Genomic DNA, 13,647 nt, shown 5'->3' with positions numbered 1-13,647 from the left:
CGCATTCCCAGGAACGCCGCAGCCGCGGTGCCGGCTCATTGCCGCCTCCCCGCGGCGGTCGCCGGTTCGACCGTCGCGCCGGCGCCGGGTCCGGCGCCTGCCGCGCGTACGTCCTTGTCGTCTTGCCGGGTCAAAACCCGCAGGCGCTTTTCCTTGCCGTCGACGACCAGGGTCAGATCCAGCCGGCCGCGCTCGAAGTCGTTGCCGGCGTTGCGCTTCACGCGGATCGAAGGCGGCGTGGCGCCGCGGTACGGGAACAGCACACTGACGAAGGTGCGCGGTGCGGCGTCGGTCTTCGGCTTCTCGAAGACGAAGGCCGGGCGCGCCGTCTCCTTGCGGTAGAGGTAGGAAACCTTGCCCTGCTCTTCGCGCAGGACAGTCGCGTCGTCGTCGAGGTTCTGCACCAGCAGGTTGTTGCCATCGGCATAGCGGGTGCGCACGCGGTTGCCGCGTTCGTCGAACGCGGGATTGCTGTCTTCGCGCAGCACGAAATGCGTGCCCAGCTTGCCGGTGGCCGTGCCGACGGCGCGATCGACGATCACGAAATATGTCTGGTCGACGAACAGCACCGTGCGCTGGTGGTCCAGCCCCGGATAGCTCGGATTGGCGTAAGCGAGCACCTGCACGTCGCCGTCCGGCTGCCACCGGGCCAGCGCGGCCTTGGTGATCTGCATGTCCGCATCGTCCAGCGTCAGCGTGTTGTGCACGCGGGTCTGGCGGTACCAGTTGCGCAGCCTCATGACTTCCGCGTCGCCGCTGTAGACGTACACCCCGGAGTCGGGCATGAAGTTGCGCCCGTCCACCCACAGCTCGAACGTGCCGTTGTCCGGCTGCGCATGGAACTTGCCCGGCGGGCTGGCCTTGAGGATCAGCACGGTCGAATCCGGCGTCCAGCCGCTGCGGAACGTGTAGAAGCCGCCGACGGTCAGGCCTTTCGACAGATGCGCGGGAGGGCTTCCTTCCATTCTGTCGCTGGCGAAATAGCGGATCGCGGGATCGTCGGGGAACGCCGCCAGCCAGCCCTGGAAACGCTTGAGATACGCCGATTTTTCGCCAAGCCAGGCGTCGCCGAACATCGGTGCGTTGTAGTCCGGGAAGGAAAAGTCGAAATACGCGTGCGTCATGTTCGCCACGGTCCGCCGGTAGCTGGCCGGGAATTCGCTTTCCAGGCCGGCCTTCCTGGCGGTGGCGTAGGCCTTGAGGAATATGTCGATGCTGGCGAGGTGATACGCCGGCGACAGTTCGTACTGGATGCCATCGGCGTACACCTGCTTGCCGATTTCCCCGTTGAGCATCTCGATGCCGCTGCTGCGCCAGGCGCCGGCGCGCCTGAATTCGGGAAAGAACGCGCCGGCCAGGAGCAGGCGCTGGGCCTCGAACAGGCGATGGTTGCCTTCCTTGGCGTAGTGCCCGGGCAGATAGTCGGCCTGTCGGTGATAGCCCGCGAGGAACTCGAGCAGGAAAGCCGGAGTCATGCTGGGCGAGCCAACGAACGAGTGGAACGTCGTCGTCAGGCTCATCACCCGGTCGGAAACCTCCAGCGGCCGCCACGCATACGAGCGGGTGGGCCCGTCGGGCGGGTTCTTGCGCCCCCAGTCCGAGAACTGCGCCATCCATTCCCGGGCGTAGCGCTCGTCGCGGGTGTCGCGATAAACCCGCGCCATCGCGTCCCACCACTTCACGCGATGCAGTTGCCAGCGGACTTCGTTGTCCTTGACCGGCCAGTGCTGCCAGTCGATGTCCGCGCCGTAATCGAAGAAGCCGTAGCCCTTGTGCGGCTTGAAGCGATGCAACAGGGCATTGTCCGCGGCCTCCACGGTCGCCGGGTCGGGCTTCCGCGCCGCATCGACGGGGAATTCCTCGTTGCCGTAATCGGGCAGTTTTCCCGCGCGCCGTTGGCGGAAGTACTCCAGCAACGCCGCCGCGGCCGCATCGTAGTCGCGCGCCTCGACCTCGCGCTTGACCTGCGCCAGACCGGGCCGGTTCAAGTCGAGCAAGGCGAAGGCATCGGCCGGCCCGGCCTTGTCGGCGGCGCGCGCGTCCGTCGCGGCCAATGCGCAGGCCGCCGCGATGGCAAGCACGAACGACCAGGCGTCGCGCAGCGCGAAGGTCATCATTCCTCCCCCGCCCGTCGCTTCACCATCGACGTCTTCACCGACGCGCGCGCGGGATCGGCCAGGTAGGCTTCCCATGCGGCGCGGTCGGCGATCTTGCCGGCGCCGGTCCAGCCGAAACCGGCCCGATAGTTCACCCGCCCGTCGGCGTCGGTGCGCAGGATGGCCAGCGCGTGTTCGACGCCCTTGGCCTTGCCGTCGTGGCCGGTGGAGGGCAGCGTGGCGCGCTTCATCTCGCGCAGTTCGCCCGCCAGGAAGGTGGCGCCGGTGCCGACGCCCTGGCCGTCGATGGTTTCCCACACGCTCATCCAGCCGCCCTCCGGCCGCAAGGTGAGCGTGGCGCCGGGTTTCTGCGTGGCCACGCCGACCGCGACCTCCAGCCCGGCGAGCGGCTTGCCGTCGACGGTGAAGTTCGCGTCGACCTCGTTGAGTTGCTCGCCCAGCTTCAGGCGCACGATGCGCTTTTCGCGAATCTTGCGTCCGTCGATTTCGGGGTAGTCGTAGGTGACCACGAACTCGGCCACGTCGGGCGCGGTCCACATCACGTCGGCGTGCCGGTAGGTGTCGGCGGCGACCAGCTTGCCGTCGCGCCACAGCCCCAGGCCGCCGTCGCCGCGCGTGTCGCCCACGCCGTAGGCGTCGTAGCCTTCGCCGTGATCCTTGTGGTAGCTGACCTTGTTGTGGATGTCGTCGCGATACCACTTGTCGATCACCGGGTAATCGACCTTCTTGAACCAGGCGTCGATGCCGCTGTCCTCGATGGATGCGCGCAGCGCCGGGCCGTAGATGCGGAAGGCGACGCGGTCGTTTTCCCAGGCCAGGTCGTCCTTGCGCTCGGGCACCAGACGCGCGTAGGCGCGCGGGGTGCGGTCGGCATCAAGGGCGGCCTGCGCGGCGGCGAGGATCTTCTCCGGTGCGGTTTGGGTCGCACCGCCGAGCGCGCGCAGGATTTCGCTGCCGGCCAGCAGGAAGGCGCCGGTGCCGTACAGTTGGGTGGAGGTCTCGTTGAATTTGTCGGGCGCCTCGCCCACCGGCTGCACGAAGCCGACGAAGCCGTCCGGCTTGACCGTGCTCATCTGCCCGCGCCAGCCGCGCTCGACCGCCGGCCAGTATTTCTTCTTCGACAGCAGGCCGTGGTTGATGCCCCAGGCCAGGCCGTAGGTGAAGAACGCGCTGCCGCTCTGCTCGCCGCCGGGGATGTGCTTGGCGTCGAGCATGCTCGGCCGCCACAGGCCGTCGGGCTGCTGCGCGGCGACGACCGCGTCGGTCATCTCCAGAAACAGCTTGACGTAGAACGGCCGGGTCGGATGATCGGCCGGCAGTTCCTGCAGCAGCAGGGCCAGACCGGCGTACACCCAGCCGTTGCCGCGGCTCCAGAACTGCTTGCGCCCGTTCGGCGCGGTCTTGCCGATGTAGGTGCCGTCGCGCCAGAACAGGTGCTCGTCGTGGTCGTAGAGCTGCTCGTAGGTGTAGCGGAACTCGCGGTCGAGGAAGTCCAGGTACTTCTTGTCGCCGGTGGCGCGGTACAGGCGCACCAGGGTCGGCGGTCCCATGTACAGGGCGTCGCACCAGGTCCAGCGGTCGGTGAACCTGATCCCGGGCGTCTTCGGCGACTTGATGCGGAAATCCAGCGCCTCGGTCACCGGATGGGCCAGGACGTAATCGAATGCCTTCTGCAGCGGCGCCAGGCGCTCCTTGCGCGTTGGGTCCAGCTGGTAGATGTCGAGCCAGGCATGACCCACCGCGTGGTCGTCGGCGTGGTAGTAGCGCCAGCGCGGCGACCAGCCGGACTGCTCGCCGAAGCCCAGCACCGCCTGCGCAAAGCGCGGCTCGCCGGTGGCGAAGGCCGCGTGCAGCAGGCCGTCGTACATCGGCGCGATGATCCAGTCGGTGGTTTCGATGCGGCGCGGGTTGGCCAGTTGCCAGTCGGCCGAGCGCAGCAGCGCGGCGCGTACCTGCGCGGCCGCCAGCGGCGGCGGCTCCTTCGCCGACGCGGCCAGCGACGCCGCCATCGCAAGGCACAGCAACGCCGCCCTCGCCATCCGACCCAGTAGTTTCATGCCCATTTCCTCTCCCGGAAGCTGCCTTCAGTCCACGCAAAAGGCACAACAAATATGTAAATTTGATTCGCATATATGAACCGCCCTGTTGCGCGAGCGGCCTTGCACCGGCGAGCGTCGAGCTGCGTCAGGCCGCTTCCGCCAGATCCACCCGCTGCAGCCGCGGCACCAGCAGATGGATCGCCAGCAATGCCACCAGATAAGCGCCGCCGGCGATCGCGAACACCCACACATAGCTGCCGCTCAACTGCAGGATCTGCGCCACGGTCCAGGCGATCAGCATCCCGCCGACCGCTCCGAACATCCCGCCCAGGCCGGCGACCGAACTGACCGTGCTGCGCGGGAACGCGTCCGAAACCAGGGTCAGCAGATTCGCCGACCAGCCCTGATGCGCCGCGGCCGCGAGGCCGATCAGCGCCACGGCGGCCCAGATGTCGGTCACCCACGGCGCGAGCCAGACCGGCGTGACCGCCAGGGCGCAGACCAGCATCGCGACCTTGCGCCCTCGATCAATCGATGCACCGCGCTTGATCAGGACCGAGGACAGCGCGCCGCCGAAGATGCTGCCCACGCCGGCGGCGACGTAGACCGCCGCGGTCGGCAGCGACAGGCCCTTGAGATCCATGTGGAAGGTGCGCGAGAAGAAGTCCGGCAGCCAGAACAGGTACAGCCACCAGATCGGGTCGGTGAGGAACTTGCCGAGCGCGAACGCCCAGGTCGCGCGATAGCGCAGCAGGTCGCGCCAGCGCGTGGGCTGGCGCGCCGCCTCGACCGGCGCGAGCGGGCTGGCCACGCCGTGGCGCGCGCGCAACCACAGATGCGTGCCGGCCCAGCAGGCGATCCAGACGAAGCCCAGGCCGCCGACCACGACGAACGCGGCCTGCCAGCCGAAGCCGGCCACGATCAACGGCACGACTAACGGCGTGGCCAGCGCGCCGAGGGTGGCGCCGGCGTTGAAGATGCCGGTGGCCAACGCACGCTCGCTGTCGGGAAACCATTCGGCGACGGTCTTGATCGCGGCCGGGAAATGCGCGGCCTCGCCCAGGCCCAGGCCGAACCGTGCGATCACGAAGCCGTGCACGCCGCGCGCCAATGCGTGGCTCATCGCCGCCAGGCTCCATAGCGCGACCGCGATCGGAAAACCCAGGCGGGTGCCGACGCGGTCGAGCGCGCGTCCGGCCAGCAGCAGGCCGATGCCGTAGGACGCCTGGAACGCGAGCACGATGTTGCCGTAGTCGGTCTCGCTCCAGCCCAGTTCCTGCTGCAGAAGCGGCTTGAGCACGCCGATCAGTTGCCGGTCCATGTAGTTGATGGTTGTCGCCGCCAGCAGCAGCGCGCAGATCCACCAGCGATGGCGGGCGACGCCGGCCAAGCCGGCGTTGGTTTGCATGGTCACCGAATCCCTCCCCGGTTGGTTCCCACCGACGGCGCGCTCACCCGGCCAGCGCGCGGCCGGCGGCGACGATGCGCTCGAGCTCAGCCACGTGCTCGGGTTTGGCCTCGACCAGCGGCGCGCGCACGGTACCGGTGTCGATGCCGGACAGGCGCGTCGCCGCCTTCACCAGCGACACCGCGTAACCGGGCACCTTGTCGCGCAGCTCGACCAGGGGCACGTAGAAATTCGCCAGCAACGCCTCCGCGCGGGCGCGGTCGCCGTTCTCCACCGCGCGATAGAACGCGTTGGCGATCTCCGGCGCGAAGCAGAACACCGCCGAGGAATACAGGCTCACGCCGATCGCGCGATAGGCCTGCTGGGTCATTTCCGCGGTCGGCAGGCCGTTGAAGAACTGGAACGGCTTGGCGCCGATCGCTGCGCGCACCGCCAGCACGATGCGCTGCATCGCGTCGAGGTTGCCCAGGCCGTCCTTGAAACCGACCACGTTGGGCAAACGCGCGACCCGCACCGCGGTCTGCGGAGTGAACACGGCGTTGTTGCGCTGGTAGACGATGACCGACAGCGGCGTCGACGACGCCACCTGCTCGACGTAATCGGCGATGCCCTCGGGCGGACAAGTGACCAGGTACGGCGGCAACAGCAGCAGGCCGTCGGCGCCGGCGCGCCGCGCCGCGGCGGCGAACTGCCGCGCTTGGGCCAGCGCGCCGCCGCAGCCGGCGAACACCGGCACGCGGCCGCGGGTGACTTCCACTGCGGTGCGCACGGCGAGCTCGTACTCGCCGCATTCCAGCGCGTGGAATTCGCCGGTGCCGCAGGCGACGAACACGCCGCCCGCGCCGGCGGCGACGCCGCGCTCGATGTGTTCGGCCAGCGCGACCGCGTTGACCTCACCGTCGGCGGCGAACGGCGTGACCGGGAAGAACAGCACGCCGTGAAGCAGATCGGTGCCGTCGGTGGCCTGCGGCGCGGCGCCGGCAGTCGTATGTGGGCTTGAGAAGTTCATATATATGAAATAAGATCGAGGACATGAACCTAGTCTAGCCGCCAAAACCTGTCAAGTTGTTCCGACGCAACCTCAGGCCCTCGCCCCCATGAACGCCTCATCCAAGGAAAAAACCGCACCGGCCGCGGTCAAGTCCGCCGACCGCACCGTGATGCTGCTGGAAGTGCTGGCCGCAAGCCCGCACGCCATGACGCTCACCGAACTGCAGCAAGCACTGGATGTGCCTAAATCAAGCCTCTACATGCTGCTGCAGACACTCGTCGCACGCGGCTGGCTCAGCTGCGACCTGCGCCTGGGCACCTACGGCATCGGCGTGCGCGCCCTGCTCGTGGGCACCTCCTATCTCGATCAGGACCCGGTCGTGCAGGCCGCCGCCCAGGTCATCAGCGAACTGCGCGTGCGCATCAACGAAACCGTGCACCTGGCGCGGCTGGACGGCGGCGACGTGGTCTACCTGGCCAGCCGCGAATCGCAGCACCACCTGCGGGTGATCTCGCGCGTCGGCCGGCGCGTGCCGGCGTACGCGACCTCGCTCGGCAAGGCGCTGCTCGCCGCGCGCAGCGACGCCGAAGTCGACGCGTTGCTGCCGGCGAAATTCGTCGCGCTCACCGAGAACACCGTGCGCGACCGCCGCGCCCTGCACCGCCAGCTCGCCGAGGTGCGCGCGCGCGGCTACGCGTTCGAACGCGAGGAGAACACGCCGGGCCTGTGCTGCTTCGCGGTCGCCCTGCCGCACGGTCTGCTCGCGCAGGACGCGATCAGTTGTTCGGTGCCGCTGGCGCGGCTCGACCCGGAGCACGAGCGGCAGGTGCTCGACGGCCTGTTCGATGCGGCGCGCGCGATCGGCGCCGGCGCGCGCCGCGGCGTCTAGGCGGCGCGCTCGGCCGCCGCGTCATCCATCCGCCGGCGGCGCGCCCGCGCCCGGCTCTACGCAAGGGAAACGCTCGACGATGAAACCGCAACGCATTCTGATCACCGGCGCCGCCGGCGGCATGGGCCGGCTGCTGCGGCCGCGCCTGGCCCGGCCCGGGCGCGTGCTGCGCCTGCTCGACATCGCCCCGATCGATCCGGGCGACGACGGCGCCGAGATCGTGCGCGCCTCGGTCACCGACGCCGATGCGATGGAAGCCGCCTGCCGCGACGTCGACGTGCTGCTGCATCTGGGCGGCCTGAGCACCGAGCATTGCTGGGCGCAGATCCTCGAGGTCAACATCCACGGCAGCTACGTCGCCCTCGACGCCGCCCGCCGCGCCGGCGTCGCGCGCGCGGTGCTGGCCAGTTCCAACCACGCCATCGGCTACCTGCGCCCGGAAGACGGCGACATCGACGCGGCCGCGTTCCCGCGCCCGGACACCCACTACGGCGTCAGCAAGGTCGCGCTGGAAGCGCTGGGCAGCCTGTACGCCGACCGCTACGGCATGGGCGTGGTCGCGGTGCGCATCGGCTCGTGCTTCGAGCGGCCCAAGGACGCGCGCATGCTGCGCACCTGGCTCTCGCCCGACGACGGCGCGCGCTTGTTCGAAGCCTGTTTCGCCGCGCCGGCGCCGGGCTTCCGCGTGGTCTGGGGCGCCTCCGACAACACCCGCCATTGGGTCTCGCTGGAACCGGCGCGCGCGCTGGGCTATGCGCCGCAGGACGATTCGGAGCGTTTCGCCGCCGAAATCGACGCCCAGGGCGAACCCGATCCGGACGGCTTCCTGATGTCCTACCTGGGCGGCACCTGGTGCGGTCCCGACTGGAACACCGCCGAAAAGGAGGCGAGCGCGCGATGAGCATTCAAGGATTCGACCCGCGCAGCGGCGCGGCCGCCGGCCTGCCGATCGCCGAAACCACTCCGGCGCAGGTCGACGCAGCCTGCGCCCGCGCGCATCGCGCGTTCGCCCCGTGGTCGCGCCTGCCGGCGGCGAAGCGCGCGGCGGTGCTGGAGGTCGTGGCCGAGGCGATCGACGCGAGCGCGGGCGAACTGGTCGCGCTCGCCGACAACGAAACCGCCTTGGGCGCGCCGCGCTTGAACGGCGAGCTCAAGCGCACCAGCAACCAACTGCGCCTGTTCGCGCAGGCCTTGCGCGAAGGCAGCTACCTGGAGGCCACGCTCGACCGCGCCGACGCGGACAGCGTGCCGCCGCGCCCCGAGCTGCGCCGCATGCTGCAGCCGATCGGTCCGGTCGCAGTGTTCGCGGCGAGCAATTTCCCGTTCGCGTTCTCGGTCGCCGGCGGCGATACCGCCTCGGCCCTGGCCGCCGGTTGCAGCGTCGTGGTCAAGGCGCACGAAGCCCATCCGCACACCGCGCAGGCGACCGCGCGCGTGGTCGCCGGCGCGCTCGCCCGCGCCGGTGCGCCGGACGGCGTCTTCGGCCTCGTCCACGGCCTCGCCGCGGGCGCGCAACTGGTCCGCCATCCGGGGATCAAGGCCGCCGGCTTCACCGGCTCCACCCGCGGCGGACGCGCCTTGTTCGATATGGCCAATGCGCGGCCCGACCCGATTCCGTTCTACGGCGAACTCGGCAGCGTCAACCCGGTGCTGATCCTGCCCGGCGCGGCGGCCGAGCGCGGCGAAGAGATCGCGCGCGGATTCGCCGCCTCGCTGACTCTCGGCGTCGGCCAGTTCTGCACCAATCCGGGACTGGTGTTCGCGCCGGACGGGTTGGTCGACGCGCTGGCCGCCGCGGTGCGGCAAACCGCCGGCGGGGCGATGCTGAGCGAGCGCATCCGCGATGCCTACGCGGCCGGCGCCCGCGCGCTGGCCGGCGCGGCCGAGCGCATCGCCGACGGCGACGGCGGCGAAGCGGCCTACGGCGCCGCGCCGCAGTTGTTCCGCGTCGGGCTCGACGCCTTCGCGGCCGAGCCGGACAAGTACAGCGAGGAATGCTTCGGCCCGGCCGCGGTGGTGGTGGCGTATTGCGATCCGCAGCGCGCGATCGCCGAACTGGCGCGCTTGCCTGGCCAGTTGACCGCGAGCGTGCACGCGGCCGACGCCGATGCCGGCGCCGCCGCGAACGCGCGCGACGCGCTGCGCGGCATCGCCGGACGCATCGTCTACAACGCCTGGCCCACCGGCGTCGCCGTCGCCTGGGGCATGCAACACGGCGGGCCGTGGCCGGCGACGACCAATCCGCTGCACACCTCGGTCGGCATGACCGCGCTGCGGCGCTGGCTGGTGCCGGTGACGTTCCAGGGCTGGCCCGAGGCGCTGCTGCCGGATGAGTTGAAAGCGGCCAATCCGCTGGGCCTGCCCAGGCGCAGCGACGGCGCGCTCGCCGTGGGTTGACCCGCCGGCACGAGGCGTTGGCCCGGGTGCGGCCTTTCGAAACGCGCGACCGGCCTGGCGCAGGCCTCTCGGCACTCGCGCCGCCCCCCTGCGCAGCTGCGCCGGACGGCCGCGTGCGGCGCAGAACCCGACAAAGATCACGTCATTTGGCGGCAAGTGACCCTGGAGGACGATACCGGCCCCATGCCCGGGCCGGATTCGGGCGAGAATGTTAAGGAAGGGAACGCGGCGCCGTCCGCGCTCCCCCTGCAGCCGGTCCGCTGTGGTTCGTATCCGATCGAACCCGGCGCCGGCTCGAACTGGAGCATCGCTTCCGGGAAGGCCGCTTCCAGGAACGCCGCTCCCAGGAACGCCACTTCCAAGAGCGCCCCATCCCCCGATGAACGCCGCGACCGCCGCTCCCACCGCCCCCATCGACGAGATCTTCCCCGCCGCGCCGCCCCCGCCGCCGCGCTTCGCCCTGATCGCCGGCGAAGCCTCCGGCGACCTGCTCGGCGCCGGACTGATCCAGGAACTGCGCCGCCGTTATCCGGGCGCGGAGTTCGTCGGCATCGGCGGCGAGCAGATGCGCGCGGCCGGCATGGAGACCTGGTTCGACGCCGGCGAGCTGGCGGTGATGGGCCTGGTGGAAGTGCTCAAGCACTTGCCGCGGCTGCTGCGCCTGCGCCGCGACGTGCGCCAGCGCATCCTGGACTGGAAGCCCGATGCCTTCATCGGCATCGACGCGCCCGACTTCAATCTCGGCGTGGAGCGCTGGCTCAAGCAGCGCGGCGTGCGCACCGCGCATTACGTCAGCCCGTCGGTGTGGGCGTGGCGGCGCAAGCGCGCGCAGAAGATCGGGCTCAGCGCCGACCGGGTGCTGTGCCTGTTCCCGATGGAGCCGCCGATCTACGCCGAATACGGCGTGGACGCGCGTTTCGTCGGCCATCCGCTCGCCGACGAAATGCCGATCCAGCCCGACCGCGACGGTGCGCGCATGACCCTGGGCCTGGACGAGGACGCGCCGCTGCTGGCGATGCTGCCGGGTTCGCGCGTGGGCGAGATCGAAACCCTGGCCGCCGATTTCATCGCCTGCGCCGCGCTGCTGCTGGCGGCCGAACCGCGCCTGGGCATCGTCGCGCCGATGGCCAGCGCGCGCGCGCGGGCAGCGTTCGAGCGCATCCTCGCCGCGCATCCCGACGGCGAACGCGTGCGCCGCGCGCTGCGCATCGTCGACCGCGGCGCGCGCACGGTGATGGTCGCCAGCGACGCGGTGCTGCTGGCCTCGGGCACCGCGACCCTGGAAGCGATGCTGGCCAAGCGGCCGATGGTGGTGGCCTACAAGGTCTCGCCGCTGACCTACACCCTGGTCAAGCGCCTGGGCATGCTCAAGGTCGATCACTACGCGCTGCCGAACGTGCTGGCCGGCGAGGCCGTGGTGCCGGAGCTGATGCAGCACGATTGCACGCCGGAAAACCTCGCCGGCGCGACCTTGCGCTGGTTGCGTGACCCGGCCGCGAGCGCGGCGCTGCTGCCGAAGTTCCAGCGCATCCATCTGGAGCTCAAGCGCGACGCCTCGGCGCGCGCGGCCGATGCCATCGCCGAGTTGATCGGCGAGCAGGCCGGAGCCGCGAGCTGACCCGCGCTGGCGTTGCTGCGCTTTCGCTTCATTGACGTAAGCTCAGCAGCGAGCGCGCAGAGGGAGGCGTAGGTAGAAGCCGCCCCCGCGCACTTTCTCGCTCCTCGTTGCGCTACGCCCACTTCTCCCGACTCGCGCCCGCTGCTTTGAATACCACCGCCTCCCGTCCCCGCGCCAAGCCGCGCCTGATCGCCGGCGTCGACGAGGCCGGCCGCGGCCCGTTGGCCGGGCCGGTCGCGGTGGCCGCGGTGATCCTGCATCCGCGCCGCCGCATCGATGGCCTGGACGATTCCAAGAAGCTCACCGAAACCAAGCGCGAAGCGCTGTTCCCGCTGATCCAGGAACGCGCGCTGGCGTGGCGGATCGAGTTCGTCGAGGTCGAGGAAATCGACCGCATCAACATCTTCCAGGCGACCATGGCCGGCATGCGCCGCGCGCTGCTGGCGCTGGCGCCGCAGGCCGATCTGGCGCGCGTGGACGGCAACCATCTGCCCAAGGGCCTGCCCTGCCCCGGCGAGGCGCTGATCGGCGGCGACGCGCTCGAACCGTCGATCATGGCCGCCTCGATCCTGGCCAAGGTCGCGCGCGACCGCTTGATGCTGCAATTGCACGACACCTGGCCGCAGTACGGCTTCGACCGCCACAAAGGCTATTCCACCGCCGCGCACCTGGCCGCGCTGCGCGCGCACGGGCCGTGCCCGCAGCACCGGCGCAGCTTCGCGCCGGTGCGGATCGAGGCCGAGCAGCGCTCGCTGTTCTGAGGCGGTCGCGCGGGCGCCGAGGCGCGATGCTGCGGTTCTTGTGCGACGGCCTTGAGGCCCGATGCTGCAGTTCTGTGGGAAGGCCTTGAGGCTCGATGCCAGTGCTCTTGTGGGAGGGCCTTCAGGCCCGATGCTCTTCTCTCAGGTCGCAACCATCTGAAACAAGAGCTTCGGGCCTGAAGGCCCTCCCACAAGAGCCTGAACGCCCAGGCGTGCCACAGGTCACAACGACTTCAGACCCGCGCGCGCAGACTGCGGCCAGGCGCATCGTTGGCCACATTCCCAACGCACCGGTCCGCGTCGTAATCCGGCCCGCGACGCGGCCCTCCCCGCCCCCAAGATGGGCCGGATGCGAGGTGTTCCATGCGCATGCCTCACCCTACCCCGACCGCCGAGCCGCTGCCGTTCGAGCGCGCCCCGCCGCCGCATCACGTGCAGCCTTATGAGCCAGCGATGGCCCTGCGCCCGGCGGCGATCGCCGCGTTCGACGCGCTGGTCCACGAGCTGCATCCCGACGCCGCCCGGGTCGACGCCGACCGTCTGCAGCGCCTGGCGCAGTGGCTGGCGCAGCTGCCGCCGGCCGACGCGCGCCGCGCGATCGACACCCGCCTGCAATGCCTGCAGGACCTGCGCGCGATGGCCGTCGACCCGGCCTGGGATTGCGACCCGGCGCTGCGCCGGCGCCTGGAGCGGCTGTTCGCCTACATCGACCAGGACGAGGATCTGATCCCCGACCGGGTGCCGCTGCTGGGCCTGCTCGACGACGTGCTGCTGATCGAACTGGCGTGGCCGGCGTTCGCCGCCGAAGCGGAGGACTACCGCGATTTCTGCGCCTACCGCCAGCGCGAACACCCCGCCGGCGACGCCGGCGCGCAGCGCGCCGCCTGGGTTCGCGACCGCCTGGCCGAACTGGCGCTGCTGCAGCACCACGCCCGCGTCAGCGACAGCCACTACGCCAACGGCCGCACGCCGGAGCCGGTGTTCCGGGTGACCTGAGCGCGGTTGCGGGGGATGCGGTGCGGAAGCGGGGCGTCGCTGGCGCGGCGCCTCGTCTGGATGGACGCGCCGGCAGGCTCGGTTGCGCCGTAGTCCGGATTGGCGCGGTCGCGGCTTGCGCCGCTCCTACAGGGCGAGGCCGTTGCAGCCGACGCTACTCGCGGCGCCTCGTCTGGGTGGCCGCGCCGGCACGCTCGGTTGCGCCGTAGTTCGGGTTGGCGCGGTCGCGGCTCGCGCCGCTCCTACAGGGCGAGCCCGTTGCAGCCGACGCTACTCGCGCGGCGCCTCGTCTGGATGGGCGCGCCGGCAGGTTGGGTTGCGCTGTAGTCCGGATTGGCGCGGGCGCGGCTTGCGCCGCTCCTACAGGGCGAGGCCGTTGCAGCCGACGCTACTCGCGCGGCGCCTCGTCTGGATGGGCGCGCCGGCAGGTT

At 70.5% G+C, this 13,647-nt stretch carries 10 protein-coding genes; 6 read left to right on the top strand and 4 right to left on the bottom strand.

Annotated features, from left to right (window positions below; all coding sequences use genetic code 11):
- Nucleotides 1-35 precede the first annotated feature (35 nt).
- From hepC to BLU84_RS10355, 4 genes are all read right to left on the bottom strand, one after another.
- A complete protein-coding gene (gene hepC / locus BLU84_RS10370; protein WP_074866103.1) occupies nt 36-2,114 on the bottom strand; it encodes a heparin-sulfate lyase HepC in 2,079 nt (692 codons plus the stop codon).
- The gene (locus tag BLU84_RS10365) at nt 2,114-4,174 is read right to left on the bottom strand and encodes a glycoside hydrolase family 88 protein (RefSeq protein ID WP_170849137.1); all 2,061 of its coding nucleotides are present in this window, start codon (nt 4,172-4,174) and stop codon (nt 2,114-2,116) included. The genes hepC and BLU84_RS10365 overlap by 1 nt, the downstream gene beginning before the upstream one ends.
- Nucleotides 4,175-4,301: 127 nt before the next feature.
- Nucleotides 4,302-5,564, bottom strand: a complete 1,263-nt coding sequence (locus BLU84_RS10360; protein ID WP_074866097.1) for an MFS transporter — start codon at nt 5,562-5,564, stop codon at nt 4,302-4,304.
- Between the two features lie 43 nt (nt 5,565-5,607).
- Nucleotides 5,608-6,573, bottom strand: coding sequence for a 5-dehydro-4-deoxyglucarate dehydratase (locus BLU84_RS10355; RefSeq protein WP_211664519.1), 966 nt, complete (start codon nt 6,571-6,573; stop codon nt 5,608-5,610).
- Nucleotides 6,574-6,661: 88 nt separating this feature from the next.
- Between BLU84_RS10355 and BLU84_RS10350 the strand changes: the two genes are divergently transcribed.
- The 6 genes from BLU84_RS10350 (at nt 6,662) to BLU84_RS10320 (ending at nt 13,216) form a co-directional block, all read left to right on the top strand.
- A complete protein-coding gene (locus tag BLU84_RS10350; RefSeq protein ID WP_074866094.1) occupies nt 6,662-7,444 on the top strand; it encodes an IclR family transcriptional regulator in 783 nt (260 codons plus the stop codon).
- A gap of 79 nt (nt 7,445-7,523) precedes the next feature.
- A complete protein-coding gene (locus BLU84_RS10345; protein ID WP_074866093.1) occupies nt 7,524-8,345 on the top strand; it encodes an NAD-dependent epimerase/dehydratase family protein in 822 nt (273 codons plus the stop codon).
- Nucleotides 8,342-9,841, top strand: coding sequence for an aldehyde dehydrogenase (NADP(+)) (locus BLU84_RS10340; RefSeq protein WP_074866090.1), 1,500 nt, complete (start codon nt 8,342-8,344; stop codon nt 9,839-9,841). The genes BLU84_RS10345 and BLU84_RS10340 overlap by 4 nt, the downstream gene beginning before the upstream one ends.
- A 379-nt stretch (nt 9,842-10,220) precedes the next feature.
- On the top strand, nt 10,221-11,459 hold the full coding sequence (lpxB, locus tag BLU84_RS10330) for a lipid-A-disaccharide synthase (protein WP_074866087.1): 1,239 nt from the start codon (nt 10,221-10,223) through the stop codon (nt 11,457-11,459).
- Between the two features lie 146 nt (nt 11,460-11,605).
- Nucleotides 11,606-12,220: a ribonuclease HII gene (locus BLU84_RS10325; RefSeq protein WP_074866079.1), complete on the top strand. Its 615-nt coding sequence runs from the start codon at nt 11,606-11,608 to the stop codon at nt 12,218-12,220.
- 369 nt (nt 12,221-12,589) lie between these two features.
- Nucleotides 12,590-13,216, top strand: coding sequence for a hypothetical protein (locus tag BLU84_RS10320; protein ID WP_139174898.1), 627 nt, complete (start codon nt 12,590-12,592; stop codon nt 13,214-13,216).
- The last annotated feature ends 431 nt before the right edge of the window (nt 13,217-13,647 follow it).

The sequence above is a fragment of the Lysobacter enzymogenes genome (assembly GCF_900106525.1).
GTDB lineage: Bacteria > Pseudomonadota > Gammaproteobacteria > Xanthomonadales > Xanthomonadaceae > Lysobacter > Lysobacter enzymogenes.
The sequence above is the reverse complement of the archived record's forward strand: the minus strand, read 5'-3'. Positions and strand labels throughout refer to the sequence as shown.

Bases quoted from the DNA above. Each gene is read 5' to 3' on its own strand.
- hepC (WP_074866103.1), bottom strand. From the start codon at position 2,114: ATGACCTTCGCGCTGCGCGACGCCTGGTCGTTCGTGCTTGCCATCGCG.
- BLU84_RS10365 (WP_170849137.1), bottom strand. From the start codon at position 4,174: ATGAAACTACTGGGTCGGATGGCGAGGGCGGCGTTGCTGTGCCTTGCG.
- BLU84_RS10360 (WP_074866097.1), bottom strand. From the start codon at position 5,564: ATGCAAACCAACGCCGGCTTGGCCGGCGTCGCCCGCCATCGCTGGTGG.
- BLU84_RS10355 (WP_211664519.1), bottom strand. From the start codon at position 6,573: ATGAACTTCTCAAGCCCACATACGACTGCCGGCGCCGCGCCGCAGGCC.
- BLU84_RS10350 (WP_074866094.1), top strand. From the start codon at position 6,662: ATGAACGCCTCATCCAAGGAAAAAACCGCACCGGCCGCGGTCAAGTCC.
- BLU84_RS10345 (WP_074866093.1), top strand. From the start codon at position 7,524: ATGAAACCGCAACGCATTCTGATCACCGGCGCCGCCGGCGGCATGGGC.
- BLU84_RS10340 (WP_074866090.1), top strand. From the start codon at position 8,342: ATGAGCATTCAAGGATTCGACCCGCGCAGCGGCGCGGCCGCCGGCCTG.
- lpxB (WP_074866087.1), top strand. From the start codon at position 10,221: ATGAACGCCGCGACCGCCGCTCCCACCGCCCCCATCGACGAGATCTTC.
- BLU84_RS10320 (WP_139174898.1), top strand. From the start codon at position 12,590: ATGCCTCACCCTACCCCGACCGCCGAGCCGCTGCCGTTCGAGCGCGCC.